The sequence below is a fragment of the Rufibacter sediminis genome (genome assembly GCF_014269285.1).
Lineage (GTDB): Bacteria > Bacteroidota > Bacteroidia > Cytophagales > Hymenobacteraceae > Nibribacter > Nibribacter sediminis.
Window position 1 is genome coordinate 257,969 of the sequence record NZ_JACOAF010000044.1, and the last position, 24,487, is coordinate 282,455.

Here is a 24,487-nt window from a genome sequence, read left to right on the forward strand (position 1 = left end):
GAAGAGGGAGATAAATTCCTCAAAAGTAGCTTTAGGGGAGAGGAATGTAAACATCTGCCCTAATATTCGTATGTACCTATGTATATTTAATTTCTATATTTGCGTATAGGTATTTTTATCCCCAAGTGTAAAAGTACAAAATCAAGACCAATGAGCGAACAGAGAGCGAATTCAATGACTAAAGAGGAGAAAGACGCCCGGTTTGAGGCGGAGCTGATGCCGGTTATCTCGCCTCTCTACAACTTCGCATACCGTCTAACCCTTGACGAAGACGATGCCAACGACCTGGTTCAGGAGACCTATCTCAAGGCCTACCGCTTCTTCGATTATTTCGAACCCGGAACTAATGCCAAAGCCTGGCTGTTCCGCATCCTGAAGAACTCGTTCATTAACGACTTCCGAAAGAAGAGTAAACAACCCGCCAAAGTAGACTACTCTGAGGTGGAAGGTTACTACAATTCTGAAGACGTGGACGCAGAGGGAGACAGTTCTGGCGGTACTACTGACCTGCGCATGGAAAGTGTGCAGGACCTGATAGGAGATGAGGTGGCAGGCGCCCTGAACTCCTTACCAGTAGACTTCCGGACGGTGATCATCCTCTGTGACCTGGAAGGGTTCACGTATGAGGAGATGGCCAAGATCCTGGACATCCCCATAGGAACAGTTCGGAGCCGCCTCCACAGAGCCCGGCACTTTTTGAAGGAGAAGTTGGAAAAATACGCGAAGTCAATGGGCTATAATGGCTAATAGAAATTAATTATGATGGGGACTACTACAATGTCAGAAGAAATGATGGGCGCAAATGCCTCAGAGGAGAGCCATGAACCGGACTGTGAGAAGGTGCAAGGCGTTTTTGAGAAGTGGCTGGAAGGCGTAGCTACAAAAGAAGATGAGGCTTTTCTGTCTGAGAAAGCCGATGAATGCTCTCCCTGCTTTGAGAGCGTAGACAAGCAGCGCTTGTTTGTGAAATTCCTGAATGCCTCATTGCGCAGACCAGGCACTCCTGCTTCTTTAGTAGACTCCATCAAATCAAAAATCCACCAAACGGCTTAGTTTAAGCTCTCCTACCCTGGATGCAAGGTAAAATCATTATTTTTTCGGCCCCTTCCGGCGCCGGCAAAACCACAATTGTCCGTCATTTAGTAAACGTTCTCCCAGAACTAAGTTTCTCTATTTCAGCCTGTACCCGCGACCGCAGGGGGCGCAGTGAAATCAACGGCAAAGACTATTATTTCATCACTCCTGAGCAGTTCCGCGAGAAAGTGGGCAACGACGAGTTCGTGGAGTGGGAAGAAGTGTACGAGGGCGCTTTCTACGGCACCCTTAAATCTGAAATCGAGCGCATCTGGTCTGAGGGCAAGCACGCCATTCTGGACGTGGATGTCAAAGGCGGCCTGAGCGTGAAGAACTTCTACAAAGACCGCGCCCTGGCCGTGTTTGTGAAACCGCCTTCCATTGAAGAGCTTTCCAAGCGCCTGGTGGCCCGCAACACAGACTCGGCCTCCAGCATCTCCAGCCGCGTGTTCAAAGCCAAGTTTGAGCTGAGCTTTGAAGACCAGTTCGATGAGGTGATCGTGAACGAGAACCTGGAAGAGGCCTTCGCCCGCGCCGAGAAGCTAGTGCGCGACTTTATCTATCCAGAAGAACCTATCGTGTAGCCATGCGGGTAGGATTGCTGTTCGGATCCTTCAACCCCATCCACATAGGGCACCTGATCCTGGCCAATTACATGGCCTCCAACACTACCCTGGATACGGTTTGGCTGGTGGTGAGCCCGCAGAACCCGTTCAAGCCCAGCAACAGCCTGTTGCATGAGTTTGACCGCCTGCACATGGTGCGCCTGGCCATCGCGGACAATGCGGACCTGGGTGTCACGGACATTGAGTTCCGGATGCCCAAGCCCAGCTACACCATTGATACGCTCACGTACCTGAAGGAAAAGTATCCCAAGTATCAGTTTGTGCTCATCATGGGCGAAGACAACCTGGCTACCCTGCCCAAGTGGAAAAACTACGAGCAGATTCTGGACCAGTACGAGGTGCTGGTGTATCCCAGATCAGGCAGTAGCAAGGTGCCCGATGCCTTGAAGGAGCACGCGAAGATCACGTTGGTGCCCGCGCCGCTCCTGGATATCTCCGCAACTTTTATCCGGCAGTGCCTGAAAGAAGGGAAATCTACCCGCTACCTCTTGCCGGAGCCAGTGGCGGAGTACATCCACGCTAAGAAACTTTATCTCTAGCGCAGCAAGAAAGCGGGGTTGAGTTTCAGCTCTCCATCGTAGCCAGCAGAATTCTTGAAAACAAAATCGGCGTTTAAGGCCTGCTTTTCAGAAAGTAGGCCCTAAACGCCGATTTCGTTTTCATCCCGTTGCCAAAGCTTTTCTAGCCTTTGTAGAGGCTCTCTTTGCCGGATAAATTTTTATTCTGATCGATTTTTTTTCTGTGCTTGCTGAGTCCCGCTCTTAACGCTGTAGGTGTAGTGGAGGAGGAGAATTTAGGCACTTTCTCTGTGATTTTCCTTAATGTGGAAAAATAGAAGAAACCTTCTGTTTTTATATCCGTTTACATGAGGTTACTTATTAGATTGCATTTGAATAATCCAGTTTTTAACCGTATAAATACTTGGTTCCCTCAAGTTCATCACGTAATTTGCTTTTCCTTCTCAGACAGACAGACACACCGAAGGAGCTTGACAGACAATGAGCAACGAAATCATTTACCAAGACACCTATATCTCTATCCTTTACCAGGCAGAGCAGCAGTACATCCATGCTGACTGGACCGGTTTTCAGACAAAACAATCGGTGCAGGAGGGCTGTGAGCGGATTTTAGACGCCATGGGGGAGTTTGACTGCTATAAGGTGCTGAACGACAACACGCACGTGGAGGGGATTTGGTCCAGTGCCGCTGAGTGGGTAGGTTCTGACTGGTTTCCCCGCATGCGGCAGGCCGGCATGGTGGCGTTTGCCTGGGTGTATTCGCCCAGCATGTTCAGTCGCCTGTCTACAGATAAATCGTTGCGCTTCACGTATGACACCACGGGCATAGAAGTTTTTGACGGGGTGGAGGAGGCCCAGCAGTGGCTGGCGGTTATGCCGGTGTAAAATCGGCGTTCTCTTACCCAGAAACAATACAAAAGGGAAGGCCCCGCATGATCTCATGCGGGGCCTTCCCTTTTAGTACTGATTTTCTAAAACCAGGCGAGAAGCGCCAGAGGTTTAGATGGTCATGATTTCGGCCTCTTTTTTAGAAAGAAGCTCATCCAGTTTCACGATGTAAGAATCGGTCAGCTTCTGCACTTTGGCTTCGGCGTCTTTCACGGCGTCTTCAGACGTGCCTTCTTTCTGGAGCTTGCGCAGTGATTCGTTCACGTCCTTCCGGATGTTACGCACTCTGATCTTGCCGCTCTCGGTTTCGTTTTTGGCTTGTTTCACCAACTCGCGGCGACGCTCCTCGGTCAGGGCCGGGATGTTCAGCCGGATGCCGTCGGCCTCAGTGTTGGGGGCCAGGCCCAGGTCGCTGTTCTTGATGGCTTTGCCAATCTCCGCGATCATGTTTTTCTCCCAAGGCTTGATCATGAGCGTGCGCGCGTCTGGGGTCATGACGTTGGCTACCTGTGAGATGGGGGTAGGTGTGCCGTAGTAGTCTACGCGCAGGTCTTCCACCATGGCCGGCGAGGCTTTGCCGGCTCTGATTTTGGTTAATTCTACACTTGTGTGCTGCACCGATTTCTGCATCGATTCCTCGGCTTCGCTCAAATAAAAGTTAATTTCTTCGGTCATTGGGTTTTCTGATTTAGAAAGATGACTAAACGGTACCACCGTAGCAAACGCCAAAGGGCGGTACAAATTTCTGATTTTATTCGGTAAAATCCACTGCCGGGGCAGCGGGTGCTGTATTTACATGGAAACCAGGGTTCCTACGCGCTCGCCCTGGATCAGTTTGGCCAGGTTGCCGGGCTTGTTGATGTCAAACACCACAATGGGCAGGTTGTTTTCCTTGCAAAGGGTAAACGCAGTCATGTCCATTACGTTCAGGCCTTTCTCGAAAACCTCCTCAAAGGTGATGTCATCGTAGCGCACCGCCGAGGCGTCTTTCTCGGGGTCTGCGGTGTAGATGCCGTCTACGCGGGTGCCTTTCAGCACCACATCGGCTTCAATCTCAATGGCGCGCAAGCTGGCGGCGGAGTCGGTGGTGAAGTACGGGTTTCCAGTTCCGGCCCCGAAAATCACCACGCGGCCTTTCTCCAGGTGACGCATGGCCCGACGGCGGATGTACGGCTCGCACACCTGCTGGATGTTGATGCCAGACAGCAGACGGGTGAAGATGCCCACTTTCTCCAGCGCGCTCTGCAGCGCCATGCTGTTGATCACTGTGGCCAGCATGCCCATGTAATCGCCTTGCACGCGGTCCAATCCTACAGCCTCGGCCTGTACGCCCCGGAAGATGTTTCCTCCGCCAATCACCACGGCCACCTCGGCGCCCAGGTCAACGGCAGATTTGATTTCTTTGGCGTACTGCACCAGCATGTTGGTATCAATCCCATACTGCTGTTCGCCCATGAGGGACTCTCCGCTGAGCTTCAATAGAATTCTTTTGAATCGCATGCTTACTTATTAGATAGTGATAGTTAATGACGTATGGACGGACACGTTTTGGGCCTGCTTTTCAGAAAACAGGCCCAAAACAGTCTTCGGTTTAAAACACAATCAGGATTTGGTTCTTCTCTACGTTCTGCCGTAAGTTTACCTTCACCGCGCTCACCACGCCGTCACCCGGCGACTTGATGATGTTCTCCATCTTCATGGCCTCCAGAATGAGAATGGGGTCGCCTTTCTTGACCTCCTGGCCCGGCTCCACTTTGATGTCAATGATGAGGCCCGGCATGGGCGCTTTGATGTCGTTGACTTTCTGCGCCAGGGCCTGGCCCATGCCCAGACTCTCCAGCAGCAGATCCATCCGGTCCTGCACCTGCAACGTATGCACCTTGCCGTTGAGCTTGATCTGGAAGGTTTTGGTTTCCGGGTCGCTTTCCAGCAGCTCGGCGGTATATGACCGGCCGTCTTTCAGGATATGGAAGGAAGTAGGGCTGAGGGGAAGCAAATCCCAGGTAAATGGAGCATCGTTGAGAAGAATCTGGTTTTTCTCCAGAACTACTTGCCAGGTGGCAGTGGCCGATTTTACCTGTAGCATGAGGGCAGAGTTATAGACAGTAAGTACCGTATGTGTGAAATAAATTCACAACTTGAGTTCCCAAAGTTAATAAATCATTACATGAATCACATCGTTTCCCGTGGCTTCTTGTTCATTCTGTTAAGCGGAGCCACCCTAGGCTGCGCCGTGAAGCAGCCGGTAGCCCCTGCCGCTACAACCGGCGAAGTTGTTTCTGCGCCAGATACCGTGGCCGCCGCCGTGGTGCCTACAACCAGCCAGGGGCCTTACCAGCCGTCGGCGGAGCGCTTCCTGGATTTGCTCCACACCCGCCTGAACGTGAAGTTTGACTGGGCCAAGCAGCACCTGTTAGGGGAGGCTACCCTCACCCTGAAGCCTTATTTCTACCCGCAGCAGCATGTGGTGCTGGATGCCAAAGGCTTCGATGTGCATAAAGTGACGCTACTGAAGGGAAAGCAGCAAGTGCCCCTGAAATACGAGTACGACCAACAGAAACTGACGCTGCAGTTAGACAAGACGTACACCAGGAAAGACACGCTGCAGGTGTTCATCTCCTACACCGCCAAACCCAACGAGCTGAAAGTGAACGGCAGCACCGCCATCCAGTCAGACAAAGGGCTGTACTTTATCAACCCGTTGGGAACCGAGGAAGGCGTTCCGCGTCAGATCTGGACGCAGGGCGAGACCGAGGCGAACTCGGCCTGGTTCCCTACCATTGACAAGCCCAATGAGCGCATGACGCAGGACCTGTTCATCACCGTGGAGAACCGGTTTAAGACCTTGTCCAACGGCGTGCTGGTTTCGAGCAAGGATCTGAAAAACGGCCTCAAAACGGATTATTGGCGGATGACCAAGCCCCACGCGCCGTACCTAGTCATGATGGCCATTGGCGAGTACGCGGTCATCAAAGACAAATGGCGCAACAAGGAGGTGAGTTACTGGGTGGAGCCCGAGTACGCGGCCACCGCCAGAGCCACTTTCGGGCGGACGCCGGCCATGCTGGAGTTCTTCTCGCAAAAATTGGGCGTGGCTTTCCCCTGGGATAAATATGCGCAGGTGGTGGTCCGGAACTTCGTGTCCGGGGCCATGGAGAACACCTCCGCCTCCACCTTTATGGAGGCTTTGCACCAGGACCGCCGCGAACTGCTGGACAAGAACTGGGATCACATCATCGCGCATGAGCTCTTCCACCAGTGGTTCGGAGATTACGTGACCACTGAGTCCTGGGCTAACCTCCCGCTGAACGAATCCTTCGCCGACTACTCTGAATACCTGTGGGCCGAGCATCAGTATGGGTCCGATGAGGCCGCGCTGACGCACCAGAGTGCCTTGCTGGAGTACCTGGGCGAGGCCAGAACCAAGCAGGAACCCCTGATCCGGTTCCATTACCTGGACAAAGAAGACATGTTTGACAGCCACTCCTACGCCAAAGGCGGGCGCGTGCTGCACATGCTTCGGCAGGAAGTGGGGGATGAGGCTTTTTTCGCTTCGCTCAACCTGTACCTCACCCAGAACAAATACACCCCCGTGGAGATTGACAAACTGCGGCTGGCCTTTGAGGAAATCACCGGGCGCGATTTGCGGCCGTTTTTCCAACAATGGTTCCTAACCCCCGGCCACCCGGAGCTGAACGTGCGCCACGCCTACCAGAACGGTGCCTTGACCGTGCAGGTGACCCAAACCCAGGATACCGCCCGCACCATGGTCTACCGACTGCCGCTGACCATTGCCCTCCTGAACAACGGAAAATGGCAGGAGGAGCACGTGGAGCTGCAAAAAGCGGAGCAGACGTTCAGCTTCCCACTGCCTAGCGCCCCGCAGACGGTGGTGGTGGATCCCACACAGAAGATACTGGCCAACATCAGCCATGAGAAATCCCTTGCGGAGTGGTCCAGCCAGTTTTTGCATAGTACCGCCTATGCCGCCAAGTACAGCGCCCTGGAACATCTGCGCGATACGTCTGATGTGCTGGTGGACCAGGTGCTGCAGAAAGCCATCCAAGACCCTTTCTGGAAAGTAAGAGCCACCGGACTGGAGATGCTGGTGGCCACCACGGCCATGCAGAACCCGCAGGTGCAGGAACAGGTGCAGAATCTGGCGGAGAAAGACAAGAACAGCACGGTGCGCGCAACTGCCACGTACGTGCTGAGTACCTTGAGTGGCCTGCCGCAGGGCATCATAGAGGCGAGGTTGCAGGATAGTTCCTACCAGGTGGTGGCCGCTGCCATCTTCGCCTGGAACAGAGGAGAACATGACCTGAACCGGTTGAAGCCATTCCTGACCTACAAGAATCCGGATGTGGTGAATGCCCTGGCCTCAGCGTATACCACCAGCGAGGAAGAGGAGCTTTACGCCTGGTATTTGAAAAACAGCCAAAAACTGCGGGGAGGCGATCTTTATTTCTTTATCCAGAGCTTTGGCGCCTTCCTTCTGAAAAAAAATATTGACCGGCAGGAGCGGGGCTGGCAGGCCTTGGTGGAGGTAGTGGATCGGGAGACCATGGTCGAGGTAAAACAAGCAGCGTTTCAGATGCTTACGCTCATGGCGGAGACCGATGAACGGCGCGAAAAGCTGCAGAAAATGGTGGGAAATGACCCTGAACTGGCCCCGCAGAAGAGCGTAGAAATAAAATGATTGAAAAAATATTTGCAGAAATATTTGACATGGAAGAAAAACCCACTAGTTTTGCAGCTCCTAAGAACGAAAAAGCGAAAGCAACTCGGTTTTAGGGTTCTTTGAAACAGGATTGGGGAGATTCCAGAGTGGCCAAATGGGACGGACTGTAACTCCGTTAGCGTAAGCTTTCGAAGGTTCGAATCCTTCTCTCCCCACACTTCAATTGCTTAGAAATTGAAACAAGGTTACAGGTTGTTTCGTGAAGGTTTCTGAGAGTACCAGTAAACAAGCGGGAGTAGCTCAGCTGGTAGAGCGACAGCCTTCCAAGCTGTAGGTCGCGGGTTCGAACCTCGTCTCCCGCTCATTGAAAGAATGATGCAGCGCAAGCTGCATCATTTCATTTTGCCGACGTAGCTCAGGGGTAGAGTACTTCCTTGGTAAGGAAGGGGTCGTGGGTTCAATTCCCATCGTTGGCTCAAGCGGTATTAATTTTTAAAAAGCAATACACCGTTTCACCTAAGAACTAAATACTTTCTAAAATGGCTAAAGAAAATTTTGATCGCTCCAAACCGCACGTAAACATCGGTACAATTGGGCACGTTGACCACGGCAAAACAACCTTGACTGCTGCTATTACTCAGGTTTTAGCGAACAAAGGTCTAGCCGCAAAGAGAGATTTCTCCTCAATTGACAACGCTCCTGAAGAAAAAGAGCGTGGTATCACTATTAATACTTCTCACGTTGAGTATGCAACTGAGAAACGTCACTACGCGCACGTTGACTGCCCAGGTCACGCTGACTACGTGAAAAACATGGTTACTGGTGCTGCTCAGATGGACGGTGCTATCCTGGTAGTTGCTGCTACGGATGGTCCAATGCCACAAACTCGTGAGCACATCCTTTTGGCTCGTCAGGTAGGTGTTCCTGCTCTTGTTGTGTTCATGAACAAAGTGGACATGGTAGACGATCCAGAATTGTTAGAGCTGGTTGAAATGGAAATCAGAGAGCTTCTTTCTTTCTACGATTTCGACGGTGACAACATCCCAGTTATCCAAGGTTCTGCTCTTGGTGGCTTGAACGGTGATGACAAGTGGGTTAAAACCATCGAAGAACTGATGGATGCCGTTGACTCTTACATTCCGATTCCTGCTCGTTTAACTGACCTTCCATTCTTGATGCCAGTTGAGGACGTGTTCTCTATCACTGGTCGTGGTACAGTAGCTACTGGCCGTATCGAGCGTGGTATCATCAACTCTGGTGAGCAAGTGGATATCTTAGGTATGGGTGCTGAAGGCCTGAAGTCTACAGTAACTGGTGTTGAGATGTTCCGTAAGATCCTTGACAGAGGTGAAGCTGGTGACAACGTAGGTCTGTTGCTGCGTGGTATTGAGAAAACCGATATCCGTCGTGGTATGGTTATCTGTAAGCCAGGTTCAGTAACTCCTCACATGAAGTTCAAAGCTGAGGTTTACGTTCTTTCTAAAGAAGAAGGTGGGCGTCACACTCCATTCTTCAACAACTACCGTCCACAGTTCTACCTGAGAACTACTGACGTAACTGGTATCATCACGCTGCCAGAAGGTGTTGAAATGGTTATGCCAGGTGATAACATCACTATCACTGTTGACCTGATCAACAAAGTAGCGATGGAAAAAGGTCTGCGTTTCGCTATCCGTGAAGGTGGTAGAACCGTAGGTGCCGGCCAGGTAACTGAAATCCTTGACTAATTAGTAAAAATTTCAAGTCCGCCTTGCTGAAAATGTAGGGCGGACTTGTTTTTTTAAGAAAAGAAGAATACATTTGCACTCCATTTAAACGAATGGCGTGCATTTTTTTACGGGAGTAGCTCAATTGGTAGAGTAGTGGTCTCCAAAACCATTGGTTGTAGGTTCGAGTCCTACCTCCCGTGCAAATAGAGTTAATAGCATCAGAATGGGAAAGCTGACAAAATTTTTCAATGACGCTGTAGAAGAGATGCAGCACAAGGTTACCTGGCCAACCTACTCAGAGCTTCAGAAAAGTTCTATCCTAGTATTGGTAGGGTCTGTTGTGTTTGCGGTCATTGTAGGTGCTATGGATTTTGTTTACGACTCCACCCTGGAATGGTTTTACAACCAATTCTAATTTAAGCTGGAGAAAATGGCAGAACTAAAATGGTATGTAGTGCGGGCTGTTTCAGGCCAGGAGAAGAAAGCAAAGTCTTATCTGGAGAATGAAGTAGCACGCCATAATCTTACGGAAATGGTACCTCAGGTGCTTATTCCGTCTGAAAAAGTATATGAGATGCGGAACGGGAAAAAACGCGTGAGAGAGCGCAGCTTTTTTCCCGGTTACGTGTTGATCTTTGCAGACATCTCTAACGGTGAAGTAGAACACTTGATCACCAGCACCCCGGGTGTTATTGGCTTCCTGGGTTCTGGTAACGGAAGAGCAGACGAAAAACCGGTTCCCCTACGCCTTTCAGAAGTTAACCGCATCTTAGGAAAAGTTGACGAAACAGATGAGCAGGTGGAAACTTTAGAGACTCCTTTCATTGTTGGCGAGACTGTGAAAGTAATGGACGGTCCATTCAACGGTTTCTCCGGTACCGTGGAAGAAGTGTTCGAGGAGCGTCGCAAATTGAATGTAATGGTGAAGATCTTCGGGCGGAACACGCCAGTGGAGCTGAACTACATGCAGGTAGAAAAAGAACAGTAGTAATAAATAATAATGGCAAAAGAAATAAAAGGTTATCTGAAACTTCAGGTAAAGGGAGGCGCCGCGAATCCAGCACCGCCGATAGGACCTGCACTTGGATCTAAAGGTCTTAACATCATGGAGTTCTGCAAGCAGTTCAACGCTAGAACTCAGGATAAGGCCGGCCAAGTATGCCCAGTTTTGATTACAATGTACACAGACAAGTCGTTTGACTTCGTAATTAAGACTCCTCCCGCTCCAGTATTGTTGATGGACGCTGCGAAAATCAAATCCGGATCTAAAGAGCCTAACCGTAACAAAGTAGGTTCTGTGACTTGGGAACAGATTCGCGAGATCGCCGAAATCAAAATGCCTGACCTGAATGCGTTCAAAGTTGAGGCAGCAATGCGATTGGTAGCTGGTACCGCGCGCAGCATGGGTATCACAGTAAAAGGAACTGCTCCTTGGAGTGAGTAATTAAAAAGCAAATGGCTAGAATTTCTAAAAACAGAAAAGCAGTCTTAGCAAAGTACGACCCTAAAAAAGAGTACTCTCTGTTAGATGCAGCAGGCGTAGTAAAAGAAATCACTTTCACTAAGTTTGATGCTTCCGTTGACATTGATGTGCGTTTAGGTGTTGACCCGCGTAAGGCTGATCAAATGGTGCGGGGCGTAGTTACGCTTCCTCACGGAACTGGTAAAGATGTACGTGTATTAGTGCTTTGCACCCCTGATAAAGAAGAGGAAGCAAAAGCTGCAGGTGCAGATTTCGTTGGTCTGGATGAGTACATCCAGAAAATTGAAAAAGGCTGGACTGACATTGATGTGATCATCACCATGCCAGCCGTAATGGCGAAAGTTGGTAGACTGGGTCGGATCTTAGGACCTCGTAACCTGATGCCAAACCCTAAAGCTGGTACTGTTACCACAGACGTAGCCAAAGCGGTGAAAGAAGTGAAAGCTGGTAAAATCGACTTCAAAGTTGACAAAACCGGTATCATCCACACCAGCATTGGTAAAGTTTCTTTCGGTCCAGACCAAATTGCGGCCAACGCGACAGAGGTAATTGCTACCCTGAACCGTTTAAAGCCTTCTTCTGCAAAAGGAACTTATATTAAGAGCATCACATTGTCAAGCACAATGAGTCCTGGTGTAGTAGTTGATAAAACCTCAATTTAACGAGAAGAGATGACACGGGAAGAGAAAGAAATCATTGTACGTGACCTGAGTGAGAAATTAGCTCAAAACTCCTTCGTCTACATCACAGACGCTTCAGAATTGACCGTTGCTACCATCAACAGATTCAGAAGACTGTGCTTTGATAGAGGCATCGAGTACAAAGTTTACAAAAACACTCTGATTCGTAAGGCGTTCGATACCTTAGACACAGACACATCTGCTTTAGATGTCGCTTTGAAAGGTTCTTCTGGAATCTTATTTGAAGCAACTACTGGTAATGCACCAGCTAAATTATTGCTTGATTTTCGCAAAACAGGCTCAAAGAAGCCAGTTTTAAAGGGCGCTTACATTGACAGCAGCATCTACATTGGTGATGATCAATTAGACACCCTGAGCAAAATCAAGTCCAAAGAAGAATTGGTTGGTGAAATCATCGGCTTACTTCAGTCTCCTGCCAAAAACGTTATTTCTGCCCTTCAGAGCGGCGGCAATATCCTAGCTGGCTTGGTGAAAACATTATCAGAGAAAGAACAATAACATTTCAATTTTAAAACAACTTTTAATTACTAATAAAAATGGCAGATTTGAAAGCATTCGCTGAGCAGTTGGTTAACTTAACTGTTAAAGAGGTTAATGAACTTGCTACTATTCTTAAGGATGAGTACGGTATTGAGCCAGCAGCTGCTGCTCCTGTAATGGTAGCTGGTGCTGCCGGTGGAGACGCTGGAGCCGCTGCTGAGGAGAAAACTTCGTTTGACGTAATCCTTAAATCAGCAGGTGCCTCTAAACTAGCAGTTGTGAAGCTAGTGAAAGAACTTACCGGTCTTGGCTTGAAAGAAGCGAAAGAATTGGTTGATGGTGCTCCAAAACCATTGAAAGAAGGTGTTGCTAAAGATGAAGCTGATTCATTGAAAAAGCAATTGGAAGAAGCTGGTGCTGAAGTGGAGGTTAAGTAATCCCACACTACCTTCCATTACCACAAAGGGTTAGACCTGGCATTTTCGTCAGGTCTTTTCCTGTTTGTACCTAGAAATGATTTTCTAGAAAATTCTGCCTGAAAATGCACTTTTTTGGGCACGACAAAGTTTAAACGTAAAATTCTGACAACTTTGGCTACAAATCAAAAGACAGAGCGGATCAATTTTGCGTCCATCAAGTCGGTTATTGACTACCCGGACTTTCTGGACGTACAGCTACAATCTTTTCAGGACTTTTTCCAGTTGGAAACCGCTGCCGAGAACCGCACGGAAGAAGGTCTCTTCAAAGTGTTTGCTGAAAACTTTCCGATCTCTGATTCAAGAGAGAATTTCGTTCTGGAATTCGTAGACTACCACGTAGACCCACCAAAATATTCAGTTGATGAGTGTATTGACCGTGGGTTGACTTACTCAGTGCCGTTGAAAGCAAAGCTTCGTCTGATCTGTAATGACACAGATAACGAAGATTTTGAGACCATTGAGCAGGAGGTTTTCTTAGGAAACATCCCGTATATGACCGAGAAAGGTTCATTTGTGATTAATGGCGCCGAGCGCGTTATTGTATCGCAGTTGCACCGTTCACCAGGGGTGTTCTTTGCCCAAAGCAAGCACACCAATGGTACCAAATTATATTCTGCCAGAATTATCCCTTTCAAAGGTTCTTGGATCGAGTTTGCGACAGACGTGAACAACGTGATGTATGCGTATATCGATCGTAAGAAGAAGTTTCCGGTAACAACGCTTCTGCGGGCTATTGGTTACGGAACAGACAAAGACATCCTGGACCTGTTCGGGCTGTCTGAGGAAGTGAAGGCTGATAAGAAAACATTGAAAGATGTGGTAGGCCGGAAATTAGCCGCTAGGGTTCTGCGCACCTGGACAGAAGACTTCGTGGACGAAGATACCGGTGAAGTGGTATCTATTGACCGGAACGAGGTTCTGTTGGAGCGTGACTCTGAGGTGACCGAAGATGACTTAGACGTGATCATTGATTCAGGCGTGAAATCCATCATCCTGCACCGTGAGAACGTCAACATCGCTGACTACAACATTATCTACAATACCCTACAGAAAGATAACTCAAACTCTGAGCAGGAAGCCGTAGAGCAAATCTACCGCCAGCTGAGAAACACCGAGGCACCAGACGTAGAGACCGCGCGTGATATTATCCAGAAGTTGTTCTTCAGTGATAAACGTTATGACCTGGGAGATGTAGGACGTTACAGAATCAACAAGAAACTTGGCCTTGACAAAAACTGGGAAGCCAAAGTATTGACCAATGAGGACATCGTCCTTATTGTGAAATACCTGATTGGTTTGATCAACTCAAGAGCCGTAGTTGATGATATTGACCACTTGAGCAACCGCCGCGTGAGAACGGTAGGTGAGCAGTTATATGCGCAGTTTGGAGTAGGTCTGGCCCGTATGGCCAGAACTATCAAAGAGCGGATGAACGTGCGGGACAACGAAGAATTCAAACCGGTTGACTTGATCAACGCGCGTACGCTTTCTTCGGTGATCAACTCGTTCTTCGGAACCAACCAGCTGTCTCAGTTCATGGACCAGACCAACCCGCTGGCAGAAATCACGCACAAACGTCGTGTGTCTGCACTAGGGCCAGGAGGTCTTTCCCGTGAGCGCGCCGGTTTTGAGGTACGTGACGTTCACTATACCCACTACGGTCGTCTTTGTACCATTGAAACACCAGAGGGACCAAACATTGGTCTGATCTCTTCTTTGTGCGTGCACGCTCGCGTGAACAGCATGGGCTTCATTGAAACGCCTTACCGCAACGTGGTAGAAGGAAAAGTAGATGTGACCCATCAGGTGAAATACCTCACCGCCGAAGAAGAAGATACCCACCACATCGCACAGGCTAACGCCATTATCGATGATGAAGGGAACTTCGTGAATGATAAAGTGAAAGGCCGTTTTGAGGGCGATTTCCCGGTAGTAGAGCCAGAACGCTATACCTACATGGACGTTGCTCCAAACCAGATTGTGTCGGTAGCAGCCTCGTTGATTCCGTTCCTGGAGCACGATGATGCGAACCGTGCCTTGATGGGATCAAACATGCAGCGCCAGGCTGTACCATTAGTGAAGCCTCAGGCTCCTATTGTGGGTACTGGTCTGGAACTGAGAGCCGCCCTTGACTCAAGAGCCTTGGTGAGAGCCGAAGGAGACGGGTACGTTCACTTCGTTGACGCTGATAAAATCATCATCCGCTACGATCTTTCAGAAGACGAGAAGCTGGTGAGCTTTGACGCCGAGTTCGTGACGTATGACCTGATCAAGTTCCGCCGCACTAACCAGGATACCTGTATCAACTTAACTCCTTTAGTTAAGAAGAACGAGCGGGTAACCAAAGGACAACCGCTGTGCGAAGGATACGCCACCAACCAGGGAGAACTTGCGCTGGGACGTAACCTACAGGTAGCGTTCATGCCTTGGCAAGGATACAACTTTGAGGATGCGATTGTCATCTCTGAGCGTGTAGTAAGAGATGATGTGTTCACCTCTATCCACATTGAAGAGTTTGAACTGGAAGTTCGCGAGACGAAGCGGGGCGAGGAGGAATTAACCTCTGAGATCCCGAACGTGAGCGAAGAAGCCGTTCGTAACCTGGATGAGAATGGTATCATCCGCATCGGTGCTGAAGTACGCGAAGGAGATATCCTGATTGGTAAAATCACTCCTAAGGGAGAGACGGACCCAACTCCGGAAGAAAAACTTCTTCGTGCCATCTTCGGGGACAAAGCCGGTGATGTGAAGGATGCTTCCTTGAAAGCGCCGCCCTCCTTGAATGGGGTAGTAATTGAGACGAAGTTGTTCTCCCGTCCTAAGAAAGACAAAAACCTTCGGGCCAAGTCTAAGAAAGAGGTGGAAGAACTGAAAGTGAAGTACAACAGTGAACTCAAAGCCGTGAAGAACGTGATGATTGAGAAGCTGGTGGCTTTGCTGGAAGGCAAGACAAGCCAAGGAGTACGTCACCGTTTCGGGGACGAAATCCTGACCAAAGGCGCGAAATTCGGTAAGAAGAACATCTCCGAGGCACTTTTCCCTGACAAAAACCCTTATAAGGACGAAAGCAACTATGCCGTTCCGGAAGAGGTGAACATGTTCAAGGACTTGATCCTGGAAGGATGGACCGCAGATGAGCAGACAAACAAAATGCTGTTGGAGCTGGTGAAAAACTACACCAAGCGCCGCAACATGATCTCTGCCCGCTTCAAACGCGATCGCTTCACCCTGGAGGTAGGAGACGAGTTACCAGCCGGTATCGTGCAGTTGGCCAAAGTGTACATCGCCAAGAAGCGTAAGCTGAAAGTAGGTGATAAGATGGCGGGTCGTCACGGTAACAAGGGGGTAGTAGCCCGTATCGTGCGTGAAGAAGACATGCCGTTCCTGGAAGACGGAACACCAATGGACATCGTGTTGAACCCACTTGGGGTACCATCCAGGATGAACATCGGTCAGATCTATGAGACAGTTCTTGGCTGGGCTGGTCTGAAATTGGGACGTACGTATGCGACGCCAATCTTTGACGGTGCTACCGAGGAGCAGGTTTCTGCGGAACTGACGGAGGCTGGCTTGCCACGCTTCGGACGTTCTTACCTGTTTGATGGTTTGAGTGGCGATCGTTTTGACCAACCAGTAACCGTAGGTGTGATTTACATGCTGAAACTGGGTCACTTGGTTGACGATAAAATGCACGCTCGTTCTATCGGACCATACTCATTGATCACGCAGCAGCCATTGGGTGGTAAAGCCCAGTTTGGTGGTCAGCGTTTCGGTGAGATGGAGGTGTGGGCGTTGGAGGCCTTCGGTGCCGCTAACGTACTGCAGGAGATCTTGACGGTGAAGTCTGATGACGTGATTGGTCGTGCGAAAGCCTACGAAGCCATTGTGAAAGGTGACGTGTTGCCGAAGCCAAATATCCCTGAGTCGTTCAACGTGTTGATCCACGAACTCAGAGGTTTGGCCTTGGAGATTACGCTGGACTAATAAGCTGTTTTAGAGGAGATTTCAGGAAAGAGGCCCCAAAACGCCTCTTCTTGAAATCTCCCTTTTCAGCGTTAGTAGGGCCGTTTAGTAAAAAGGAAATTTACATATCTAGCAACACATAACATGGCGTTAGCAAGAAATAAAAAATTAATCCAAGACTTCTCTAAAGTGACCATCTCGTTGGCTTCTCCAGAATCTATTCTGGAAAGATCAAACGGGGAGGTGACGAAACCTGAAACCATCAACTACAGAACCTACAAACCAGAAATGGGTGGTTTGTTCTGCGAGCGGATCTTCGGGCCGGTGAAGGACTGGGAGTGCCACTGCGGTAAATACAAGAGAATCCGTTACAAAGGGATTATCTGTGACCGTTGCGGGGTTGAAGTAACCGAGAAAAAAGTGCGTCGTGAGCGCATGGGCCATATTGAGCTAGTTGTACCGGTAGCACACATCTGGTACTTCAAGTCACTGCCAAACAAAATTGGTTATCTGCTAGGCTTGCCAACCAAGAAGCTTGACCAGATCATCTATTATGAGCGGTACGTAGTAATCCAGCCAGGTATCTTGGGTGAAGACGGCGTGAACATGCTGGACTTCCTGACCGAAGATGAGTACCTGGACATGATTGACAAGCTGCCCCGCGAGAACCAGATGTTGGACAACCATGATCCAAATAAGTTCATCGCGAAGATGGGAGCTGAAGCCCTTCAAATGCTATTGGAGCGCATCAACCTGGATGACCTTTCTTATGACCTGCGTTACTCTGCTGCCCATGAGACTTCTCAGCAGCGGAAAGCAGAAGCGTTAAAGCGTCTGCGCGTAGTAGAGGCTTTCCGTGATGCAGCTACTCGTATCGAGAACAAGCCTGAGTGGATGGTAATCCGCATGGTGCCTGTGATTCCACCAGAGTTGCGTCCGTTGGTTCCGTTGGATGGTGGCCGTTTCGCTACCTCTGACTTGAACGACTTATACCGTCGCGTTATCATCCGGAACAACCGTCTGAAGCGTCTGATCGAGATCAAAGCGCCAGAGGTAATCCTGCGGAACGAGAAACGTATGCTTCAGGAAGCCGTTGACTCCTTGTTCGACAACTCACGTAAAGTGAACGCGGTTCGGGCAGAAGGTAACCGTGCCCTGAAATCGCTTTCTGACATGCTGAAAGGTAAGCAAGGACGTTTCCGTCAGAACTTGCTTGGTAAGCGTGTGGATTATTCAGGTCGTTCCGTAATCGTGGTAGGACCAGAATTGAAACTGCACGAGTGCGGTCTGCCTAAAAACATGGCGGCTGAGCTTTTCAAACCGTTCATCATCCGTAAGCTGATCGAGCGCGGAATCGTGAAGACGGTAAAATCTGCGAAGAAAATCGTAGACAGAAAAGACCCAGTTGTATGGGATATTTTGGAAAACGTGCTGAAAGGACACCCGGTACTGTTGAACCGTGCTCCTACGCTCCACAGATTAGGTATTCAGGCGTTCCAGCCGAAACTGATTGAAGGAAAAGCAATCCAGCTGCACCCCTTAGTAACCACAGCATTCAACGCCGACTTTGACGGTGACCAGATGGCGGTACACGTTCCACTAGGACCGGCCGCAATCCTGGAAGCCTCTATGTTGATGTTGGCTTCGCACAACATTCTGAACCCTGCCAACGGTGCGCCAATTGCAGTACCTTCTCAGGACATGGTGTTGGGCTTATACTATGTAACCAAAGGCAAGCGCTCCACTGAGAATGAGAAAATTCAAGGTGAGGGAATGTCTTTCTACTCTGCCGAAGAAGTAATCATCGCCATCAATGAAGGCCAGCTTTCCAAGCATGCTTACATTAAGGTGCGGGTGAAAGTATTGGATGAGAACAACCAACTTGTAACGAAGCTTATTGAGACCGTTGCGGGTAGAGTTCTTTTCAACCAGTTCGTGCCTGAGGAAGTGGGTTATGTAGACGAACTTCTTTCTAAAAAGAAATTGCAGCAGATTATCTCCCGCGTGTTCAAAGTAACCGGCATGGCGAGAACTGCTCAGTTCCTGGATGATATCAAGACCCTAGGATTCCAATCTGCTTACAAAGGCGGTCTATCCATGGGCTTGGGTGACATCGTGATCCCGAAAGAGAAAGACATCTTAGTAGGTCAGGCCAAGCAAGACGTAGATGCGGTTTGGGCTAACTATTCTATGGGTCTGATCACGGACAACGAGCGGTACAACCAGGTAATCGATATCTGGACGCGTATCAACAACCAGATCACTGAAACCTTGATGACGCGTCTTGAGAAAGATGACCAAGGGTTCAACTCCATCTTCATGATGATGCACTCCGGAGCCCGTGGTTCCCGTGAGCAGATCCGTCAGTTAGGTGGTATGCGGGGTCTGATGGCGAAACCACAGAAGTCCTTGCAAGGCTCAGTAGGGGAGATTATTGAAAACCCAATTCTATCTAACTTCAAAGAAGGTCTGGATGTAATTGAGTACTTCATCTCTACCCACGGTGCCCGTAAAGGTCTTGCGGATACCGCCTTGAAAACGGCGGATGCGGGTTACCTGACCCGTCGTTTAGTGGACGTTTCTCAGGATGTGATCGTAAACGAATCTGACTGTGGTACGCTGCGTGGTCTGGAGGTAAGTGCCTTGAAAGACAACGAAGATATTGTGGAGTCTCTGTCTGAGCGTATCCTGGGTCGTGTGAACGTGCATGACATCATTGATCCGATCACCGGAGAACTGATTCATGAGTCAGGAAACGAGATCACCGAAGAAGTAGCCAGAATTATTGAGAATTCGGCTATTGAAAGCGTGGAGATCCGCTCCGTATTAACGTGCGAGACCAAGCGTGGTATCTGTGCCAAATGCTACGGACGTAACCTGTCAACTGGCCGTATGGTGCAGAAAGGGGAGGCCGTTGGGGTTATCGCGGCACAGTCCATTGGTGAGCCTGGTACACAGTTGACCCTCCGTACTTTCCACGTGGGTGGTACTGCGTCTAACATTGCCGTAGATGCCGCTATCCGCGCCAAATTTGCCGGTGCCATCGAGTTCGAAGATGTTCGGACCATTGAGACCATGAACGCAGAAGGCGAGCCGGTGAAAGTGGTGATGGGTCGTTCAGGTGAGGTGAAGATTGTGGAGCCAACCACTGGAAAACTCCTGATCAGCAACCACGTGCCTTACGGTTCATTCTTGTTAGTAAACGAAGGACAAACCGTTACCAAAGGCGATGAGCTGTGTAACTGGGATCCATATAACGCGGTTATCCTTTCAGAGTTTGACGGTACTATCGCTTACGAATCCATTGTGGAAGGTATCACCTTCCGTGAGGAGTCTGATGAGCAGACCGGTCACCGTGAGAAAGTGATCATCGAGACAAAAGATAAGACGAAGAACCCTGCCATTGTCATTATTCCAACCAATGGTGAGCCTAAAACCTACAACATTCCAGTAGGCGCTCACTTAGCGGTAGAAGACGGACAAGTGATCAAAGCAGGTCAGATTATCTCTAAAATCCCACGTGCTATTGGTAAGACCCGCGACATCACGGGTGGTCTGCCACGGGTTACCGAGCTCTTTGAGGCCCGTAACCCGTCTAACCCAGCGGTAGTGAGTGAGATTGACGGTGTGGTAACCTACGGTGGCGTGAAGCGCGGTAACCGGGAGATCTACATCGAGTCGAAGGATGGCGTGAAGAAGAAGTACATGGTGCCTCTCTCCAAGCACATCCTGGTGCAGGACAATGACTTTGTGCGGGCCGGTGTTCCGTTGTCAGACGGTGCCATCACGCCAAACGATATCCTGAACATCCAGGGACCAGGTGCCGTGCAGGAATACTTAGTGAACGAGATTCAGGAAGTATACCGTCTGCAAGGGGTGAAGATCAACGACAAGCACATTGAAGTGGTAGTTCGTCAGATGATGCAGAAAGTGAACGTGATCGATCCGGGTGATACCAGCTTCCTGGAGAACCAGACGGTAGATAAAGTAACGTTCATGGAAGAAAACGACATGATCATTGACATGAAAGTAGTGGAGGATGCAGGTGACTCAACCGCCATGAAACCAGGTATGATTGTGACAGCGCGTCGTCTGCGGGATGAGAACTCTAGCTTGAAGCGTCGTGACCTGCGGGTAGTAACCGTGCGTGATGCACAGCCAGCGGTGTCTAGACCAACCTTGCAAGGAATCACCCAGGCCTCTTTGGGTACGCAAAGCTTTATCTCGGCGGCTTCCTTCCAGGAGACCACCAAGGTGTTGAGCGAAGCAGCCATCAAAGGAAAAGCAGACGAATTACTGGGCTTGAAAGAGAACGTAATTGTGGGTCACTTAATTCCGGCAGGTACCGGCTTGCGCGAGTACACTAAGATCATTGTAGGCTCTAAGGACGAGTATGAAGCTCTGACTGCCAGCAGACAATCAGGAGTGAAAGCAGCTAAACAGGGCGAACTGCAAGAGAAATAAGATGGCAGCCGCAGAACAACAAGGACAGATCAACATTGAGTTGACCGAGGAGATTGCAGAGGGTGAGTACGCAAACCTGGCCATGATTGCACACTCCCACAGTGAATTCGTGCTTGATTTTATCCGTCTGATGCCCGGAATTCCGAAGGCAAAAGTGAAGTCAAGAGTGGTGATTACTCCAGAGCATGCCAAGCGTTTCTTGGCTGCTTTGGAGGAAAACATCCTAAAGTATGAGCAAAGTTTTGGGGTGATCAGGCAGACGCCGGAAGCCCCAAGCTTTCCGCTCAATTTTGGGGGCACAATTGGCGAAGCATAAGCCATTAATAATTAATGAATTAAAACTTTGAATTTGCAAAGCAAAATTTATACCTTTGCAAACCATTTTTTGAAGAGAGAAATCAGTTTAAAAAGTTAGTAAATGCCTACTATACAACAATTAGTAAGAAAGGGAAGAGAAGCGCTAACATCAAAGTCTAAGTCTCCAGCTCTTGACTCATGCCCGCAGAGACGTGGCGTGTGCACACGCGTTTACACAACCACACCTAAGAAGCCAAACTCAGCGATGAGAAAAGTGGCTCGTGTGCGTTTGACAAACGGCAAAGAAGTCAATGCCTATATCCCGGGTGAAGGCCACAACCTGCAAGAGCACTCCATCGTGCTTATCAGAGGCGGTCGTGTGAAAGACTTACCAGGTGTAAGATACCACATCATTCGTGGTGCGTTAGATACTGCCGGTGTAAACGGTCGTCTACAGTCCCGTTCTAAATACGGTGCAAAACGTCCTAAACCAGGTCAGCCAGCAGCTGCTGCAGGAAAAGGCGGTAAGAAAAAATAATTGAGTTAAGACAATGAGAAAAGCGAAACCAAAGAAGAGAATTCTTCTTCCTGATCCAAAATACAAAGAAACTCTGGTTACCCGTTTTGTGAACTACCTGATGGTAGACGGTAAGAAGAGTGTGGCATACAAGATTTTTTACGATGCTTGCGATTTAGTTGAGAAAAGAACTAAAGAGAGCGGGTTAGATACCTGGAAAAAAGCATTGAACAACATCATGCCAGGTGTAGAGGTAAAATCCCGCCGTGTAGGTGGTGCTACTTTCCAGGTGCCAACTGAGGTACGTCCGGACAGAAAGATTTCTCTTGGTATCAAATGGATGATCTCCTACGCTCGCAAGAGAGGTGAGAAGACCATGATGGATAAATTAGCTGGTGAGATCATCGCCGCTGCCAAAGGAGAAGGTGCTGCTGTGAAGAAAAAAGATGATACGCACAGAATGGCGGAAGCTAACAAAGCATTCTCGCATTTCAGATTCTAAGAATGGCTAGAGACTTAAAATTCACAAGAAACATAGGGATTGCCGCGCACATTGATGCCGGTAAGACCACAACTACAGAGCGTATCCTGTACTATGCTGGTGTGAGCCACAAAATAGGAGAGGTGCACGATGGAGCTGCCACCATGGACTGGATGGAGCAGGAGCAGGAAAGAGGTATCACCATTACTTCTGCCGCTACTACTGTAAACTGGGACTACAGAGGTGACAAATACCACATCAACATCATTGATACTCCAGGTCACGTTGACTTTACCGTAGAGGTAAACCGTTCCCTGCGTGTATTGGATGGTCTGGTGTTCCTGTTCAGCGCAGTGGATGGTGTTGAGCCACAATCTGAGACGAACTGGAGACTTGCTGACAACTACAAAGTAGCCCGTATCGGTTTCGTTAACAAAATGGACCGTTCCGGTGCTGACTTCCTTGCTGTTTGTAAGCAAGTGAAAGAAATGCTGGGCAGCAACGCCGTAGCGCTTCAGTTGCCAATTGGTGCTGAAGATGACTTCAAAGGCGTGGTTGACTTAGTAAACTTCAGAGGTATTGAGTGGAATGAGCACGACAAAGGGATGACCTTTAGAGAAGTTCCAATTCCAGACGATATGCTGGAGGAAGCCACTGAATACCGTGAGAAGTTACTGGAAGCAGTAGCGGATTACGATGAGTCTCTGATGGAGAAATACTTCGAAGATCCAGAGACTATCACCGAAGAAGAAATCATGAATGCCCTTCGGAAAGCTACCATTGACATGGCCATCGTGCCAATGCTTTGTGGTTCTTCCTTCAAAAACAAAGGTGTTCAGACAATGTTGGACTACGTGATGGCTTTGATCCCGTCTCCTCTGGACAAAGACAACATTGTAGGTACTAACCCAGATACAGGCGAAGAAGTAGTGCGTAAGCCAAGCGAGAGCGATCCTTTTGCTGGTCTAGCCTTCAAAATCGCTACTGACCCTTACGTAGGTCGCCTTTGCTTTGTGCGTGCCTATTCAGGTGTATTAGAGTCTGGTTCTTACGTGTACAATACCCGCTCAAACAACAAAGAGCGTATTTCACGTATCTTCCAGATGCACGCCAACAAACAAAACCAGATCGAGCGGTTAAGCGCTGGAGATATTGGAGCGGTAGTTGGTTTCAAAGACATCAAAACAGGTGATACCCTTTGTGACCAAAGCGCGAAGATCGTTCTGGAATCAATGGACTTCCCTGAGCCGGTAATTGGATACGCCATTGAGCCTAAAACTCAGGCTGACTCTGACAAAATGGGTATGGCTATCGCCAAACTTATTGAAGAGGATCCAACCCTGCAGGTGAACACTGACGAGGAAACTGGTCAGACCATCTTGAGAGGTATGGGTGAGCTTCACCTGGAGATCATCATTGACCGGATGAAGCGTGAGTTCAAGGTAGAATTGAACCAAGGTGCGCCTCAGGTAGCTTACAAAGAAACCATCACCAAGTCTATTGAGCACCGTGAGGTTTACAAGAAGCAATCTGGTGGACGTGGTAAATTCGCGGATATCGTGTTTACCATGGGACCACGTGAAGACGGCAAAACAGGTCTTGAGTTTGAGAACGCCATTGTTGGTGGTGTAATCCCAAGAGAATTCATCCCACCTGTGCAGAAAGGCTTTGAAGAAGCGATGAAGAATGGTATCCTTGCTGGTTTCCCGGTAGACTCCATGAAAGTTCGCTTGTTCCACGGTTCTTTCCACGACGTTGACTCTGATGCCTTGTCCTTTGAATTAGCTGCCCGTGCAGGTTTCAAAGAAGCTGGTAAGCAGTGTGCCCCTAAACTTCTTGAGCCAATCATGGCCGTTGACGTAGTAACTCCAGATGAGTACACTGGTCCGGTTACAGGTGACTTGAACAGAAGAAGAGGTATCATGAAAGGGATGGATACCAAAGGTACTTCTACCGTAGTGAAAGCCGATGTTCCTTTATCTGAACTGTTCGGTTACGTAACTGACTTACGTACCATCACCTCTGGTAGAGCAACTGCTTCGCTTACTTTCTCACACTATGAGCAAGTACCGCAGAACCTGGCAGATGGGATCATCGCAAAAATTAAAGGGACTTCGAAATAGTTG

The 24,487-nt window shown here is 49.1% G+C and carries 22 protein-coding genes and 4 tRNA genes; 23 read left to right on the forward strand and 3 right to left on the reverse strand.

Annotation, left to right across the window (positions count from 1 at the left end):
- Positions 1–150 precede the first annotated feature (150 nt).
- From H7U12_RS19545 to H7U12_RS19565, 5 genes are all read left to right on the forward strand, one after another.
- The gene (locus H7U12_RS19545; RefSeq protein ID WP_062543958.1) at positions 151–747 is read left to right on the forward strand and encodes a sigma-70 family RNA polymerase sigma factor; all 597 of its coding nucleotides are present in this window, start codon (positions 151–153) and stop codon (positions 745–747) included.
- A gap of 30 nt (positions 748–777) precedes the next feature.
- Positions 778–1,053 (forward strand): hypothetical protein, encoded by a 276-nt coding sequence (locus tag H7U12_RS19550; protein WP_186641284.1) that lies wholly within the window; start codon positions 778–780, stop codon positions 1,051–1,053.
- 20 nt (positions 1,054–1,073) lie between these two features.
- The gene (gene gmk / locus H7U12_RS19555) at positions 1,074–1,658 is read left to right on the forward strand and encodes a guanylate kinase (protein ID WP_186641286.1); all 585 of its coding nucleotides are present in this window, start codon (positions 1,074–1,076) and stop codon (positions 1,656–1,658) included.
- 2 nt (positions 1,659–1,660) lie between these two features.
- On the forward strand, positions 1,661–2,239 hold the full coding sequence (gene nadD, locus H7U12_RS19560) for a nicotinate (nicotinamide) nucleotide adenylyltransferase (protein WP_186641289.1): 579 nt from the start codon (positions 1,661–1,663) through the stop codon (positions 2,237–2,239).
- 459 nt (positions 2,240–2,698) lie between these two features.
- A complete protein-coding gene (locus H7U12_RS19565; RefSeq protein ID WP_186641291.1) occupies positions 2,699–3,103 on the forward strand; it encodes a hypothetical protein in 405 nt (134 codons plus the stop codon).
- Between the two features lie 114 nt (positions 3,104–3,217).
- Here the strand turns inward: H7U12_RS19565 and frr are convergent, their stop codons facing one another.
- From frr to H7U12_RS19580, 3 genes are all read right to left on the reverse strand, one after another.
- Complete coding sequence (gene frr / locus H7U12_RS19570) at positions 3,218–3,781, reverse strand: ribosome recycling factor (RefSeq protein WP_186641293.1); 564 nt, start codon at positions 3,779–3,781, stop codon at positions 3,218–3,220.
- A 117-nt stretch (positions 3,782–3,898) separates the two neighbouring features.
- Entirely contained in the window at positions 3,899–4,606 is a 708-nt protein-coding gene (gene pyrH / locus H7U12_RS19575) for a UMP kinase (protein ID WP_186641295.1), read from the reverse strand.
- 91 nt (positions 4,607–4,697) lie between these two features.
- The gene (locus tag H7U12_RS19580) at positions 4,698–5,192 is read right to left on the reverse strand and encodes an acetyl-CoA carboxylase biotin carboxyl carrier protein subunit (protein ID WP_186641298.1); all 495 of its coding nucleotides are present in this window, start codon (positions 5,190–5,192) and stop codon (positions 4,698–4,700) included.
- A gap of 81 nt (positions 5,193–5,273) precedes the next feature.
- Between H7U12_RS19580 and H7U12_RS19585 the strand changes: the two genes are divergently transcribed.
- The 18 genes from H7U12_RS19585 to fusA all read left to right on the forward strand — a co-directional run bounded on the left by H7U12_RS19585 (position 5,274) and on the right by fusA (position 24,484).
- Positions 5,274–7,805, forward strand: a complete 2,532-nt coding sequence (locus H7U12_RS19585; RefSeq protein ID WP_186641300.1) for a M1 family aminopeptidase — start codon at positions 5,274–5,276, stop codon at positions 7,803–7,805.
- A gap of 114 nt (positions 7,806–7,919) precedes the next feature.
- Positions 7,920–8,002: transfer RNA gene (locus H7U12_RS19590), tRNA-Tyr, on the forward strand.
- Between the two features lie 74 nt (positions 8,003–8,076).
- Positions 8,077–8,149: transfer RNA gene (locus tag H7U12_RS19595), tRNA-Gly, on the forward strand.
- Positions 8,150–8,191: 42 nt separating this feature from the next.
- Positions 8,192–8,263: transfer RNA gene (locus tag H7U12_RS19600), tRNA-Thr, on the forward strand.
- Positions 8,264–8,326: 63 nt separating this feature from the next.
- Entirely contained in the window at positions 8,327–9,514 is a 1,188-nt protein-coding gene (tuf, locus tag H7U12_RS19605; RefSeq protein ID WP_186641303.1) for an elongation factor Tu, read from the forward strand.
- Positions 9,515–9,623: 109 nt separating this feature from the next.
- Positions 9,624–9,696: transfer RNA gene (locus tag H7U12_RS19610), tRNA-Trp, on the forward strand.
- Between the two features lie 23 nt (positions 9,697–9,719).
- Positions 9,720–9,911 (forward strand): preprotein translocase subunit SecE, encoded by a 192-nt coding sequence (gene secE, locus H7U12_RS19615; protein WP_062543968.1) that lies wholly within the window; start codon positions 9,720–9,722, stop codon positions 9,909–9,911.
- Between the two features lie 15 nt (positions 9,912–9,926).
- A complete protein-coding gene (nusG, locus tag H7U12_RS19620) occupies positions 9,927–10,484 on the forward strand; it encodes a transcription termination/antitermination protein NusG (protein WP_186641305.1) in 558 nt (185 codons plus the stop codon).
- A 12-nt stretch (positions 10,485–10,496) separates the two neighbouring features.
- On the forward strand, positions 10,497–10,940 hold the full coding sequence (gene rplK / locus H7U12_RS19625; RefSeq protein ID WP_048919288.1) for a 50S ribosomal protein L11: 444 nt from the start codon (positions 10,497–10,499) through the stop codon (positions 10,938–10,940).
- Between the two features lie 11 nt (positions 10,941–10,951).
- Complete coding sequence (gene rplA, locus H7U12_RS19630; protein ID WP_186641307.1) at positions 10,952–11,641, forward strand: 50S ribosomal protein L1; 690 nt, start codon at positions 10,952–10,954, stop codon at positions 11,639–11,641.
- Between the two features lie 9 nt (positions 11,642–11,650).
- On the forward strand, positions 11,651–12,178 hold the full coding sequence (rplJ, locus tag H7U12_RS19635; protein ID WP_186641309.1) for a 50S ribosomal protein L10: 528 nt from the start codon (positions 11,651–11,653) through the stop codon (positions 12,176–12,178).
- Positions 12,179–12,216: 38 nt separating this feature from the next.
- On the forward strand, positions 12,217–12,597 hold the full coding sequence (gene rplL / locus H7U12_RS19640) for a 50S ribosomal protein L7/L12 (protein WP_149092175.1): 381 nt from the start codon (positions 12,217–12,219) through the stop codon (positions 12,595–12,597).
- Positions 12,598–12,750: 153 nt separating this feature from the next.
- Positions 12,751–16,623: a DNA-directed RNA polymerase subunit beta gene (gene rpoB / locus H7U12_RS19645; protein ID WP_186641311.1), complete on the forward strand. Its 3,873-nt coding sequence runs from the start codon at positions 12,751–12,753 to the stop codon at positions 16,621–16,623.
- A gap of 123 nt (positions 16,624–16,746) precedes the next feature.
- Complete coding sequence (rpoC, locus tag H7U12_RS19650; protein ID WP_186641313.1) at positions 16,747–21,066, forward strand: DNA-directed RNA polymerase subunit beta'; 4,320 nt, start codon at positions 16,747–16,749, stop codon at positions 21,064–21,066.
- 1 nt (position 21,067) lies between these two features.
- On the forward strand, positions 21,068–21,382 hold the full coding sequence (locus H7U12_RS19655; RefSeq protein ID WP_186641315.1) for a DUF3467 domain-containing protein: 315 nt from the start codon (positions 21,068–21,070) through the stop codon (positions 21,380–21,382).
- Positions 21,383–21,484: 102 nt separating this feature from the next.
- A complete protein-coding gene (gene rpsL / locus H7U12_RS19660) occupies positions 21,485–21,901 on the forward strand; it encodes a 30S ribosomal protein S12 (RefSeq protein WP_048919295.1) in 417 nt (138 codons plus the stop codon).
- A gap of 13 nt (positions 21,902–21,914) precedes the next feature.
- Positions 21,915–22,382, forward strand: coding sequence for a 30S ribosomal protein S7 (rpsG, locus tag H7U12_RS19665; protein ID WP_066832334.1), 468 nt, complete (start codon positions 21,915–21,917; stop codon positions 22,380–22,382).
- A gap of 2 nt (positions 22,383–22,384) precedes the next feature.
- Positions 22,385–24,484 carry an elongation factor G gene (fusA, locus tag H7U12_RS19670; protein WP_186641317.1) on the forward strand — a complete coding sequence of 700 codons (2,100 nt, stop codon included), beginning with the start codon at positions 22,385–22,387 and terminating at the stop codon, positions 24,482–24,484.
- Positions 24,485–24,487 lie beyond the last annotated feature (3 nt).

Excerpts from the sequence above, each read along its gene's own strand:
- H7U12_RS19545 (WP_062543958.1), top strand. The coding sequence starts at position 151 with ATGAGCGAACAGAGAGCGAATTCAATGACTAAAGAGGAGAAAGACGCC.
- H7U12_RS19550 (WP_186641284.1), top strand. The coding sequence starts at position 778 with ATGTCAGAAGAAATGATGGGCGCAAATGCCTCAGAGGAGAGCCATGAA.
- gmk (WP_186641286.1), top strand. The coding sequence starts at position 1,074 with ATGCAAGGTAAAATCATTATTTTTTCGGCCCCTTCCGGCGCCGGCAAA.
- nadD (WP_186641289.1), top strand. The coding sequence starts at position 1,661 with ATGCGGGTAGGATTGCTGTTCGGATCCTTCAACCCCATCCACATAGGG.
- H7U12_RS19565 (WP_186641291.1), top strand. The coding sequence starts at position 2,699 with ATGAGCAACGAAATCATTTACCAAGACACCTATATCTCTATCCTTTAC.
- frr (WP_186641293.1), bottom strand. The coding sequence starts at position 3,781 with ATGACCGAAGAAATTAACTTTTATTTGAGCGAAGCCGAGGAATCGATG.
- pyrH (WP_186641295.1), bottom strand. The coding sequence starts at position 4,606 with ATGCGATTCAAAAGAATTCTATTGAAGCTCAGCGGAGAGTCCCTCATG.
- H7U12_RS19580 (WP_186641298.1), bottom strand. The coding sequence starts at position 5,192 with ATGCTACAGGTAAAATCGGCCACTGCCACCTGGCAAGTAGTTCTGGAG.
- H7U12_RS19585 (WP_186641300.1), top strand. The coding sequence starts at position 5,274 with ATGAATCACATCGTTTCCCGTGGCTTCTTGTTCATTCTGTTAAGCGGA.
- tuf (WP_186641303.1), top strand. The coding sequence starts at position 8,327 with ATGGCTAAAGAAAATTTTGATCGCTCCAAACCGCACGTAAACATCGGT.
- secE (WP_062543968.1), top strand. The coding sequence starts at position 9,720 with ATGGGAAAGCTGACAAAATTTTTCAATGACGCTGTAGAAGAGATGCAG.
- nusG (WP_186641305.1), top strand. The coding sequence starts at position 9,927 with ATGGCAGAACTAAAATGGTATGTAGTGCGGGCTGTTTCAGGCCAGGAG.
- rplK (WP_048919288.1), top strand. The coding sequence starts at position 10,497 with ATGGCAAAAGAAATAAAAGGTTATCTGAAACTTCAGGTAAAGGGAGGC.
- rplA (WP_186641307.1), top strand. The coding sequence starts at position 10,952 with ATGGCTAGAATTTCTAAAAACAGAAAAGCAGTCTTAGCAAAGTACGAC.
- rplJ (WP_186641309.1), top strand. The coding sequence starts at position 11,651 with ATGACACGGGAAGAGAAAGAAATCATTGTACGTGACCTGAGTGAGAAA.
- rplL (WP_149092175.1), top strand. The coding sequence starts at position 12,217 with ATGGCAGATTTGAAAGCATTCGCTGAGCAGTTGGTTAACTTAACTGTT.
- rpoC (WP_186641313.1), top strand. The coding sequence starts at position 16,747 with ATGGCGTTAGCAAGAAATAAAAAATTAATCCAAGACTTCTCTAAAGTG.
- H7U12_RS19655 (WP_186641315.1), top strand. The coding sequence starts at position 21,068 with ATGGCAGCCGCAGAACAACAAGGACAGATCAACATTGAGTTGACCGAG.
- rpsL (WP_048919295.1), top strand. The coding sequence starts at position 21,485 with ATGCCTACTATACAACAATTAGTAAGAAAGGGAAGAGAAGCGCTAACA.
- rpsG (WP_066832334.1), top strand. The coding sequence starts at position 21,915 with ATGAGAAAAGCGAAACCAAAGAAGAGAATTCTTCTTCCTGATCCAAAA.
- fusA (WP_186641317.1), top strand. The coding sequence starts at position 22,385 with ATGGCTAGAGACTTAAAATTCACAAGAAACATAGGGATTGCCGCGCAC.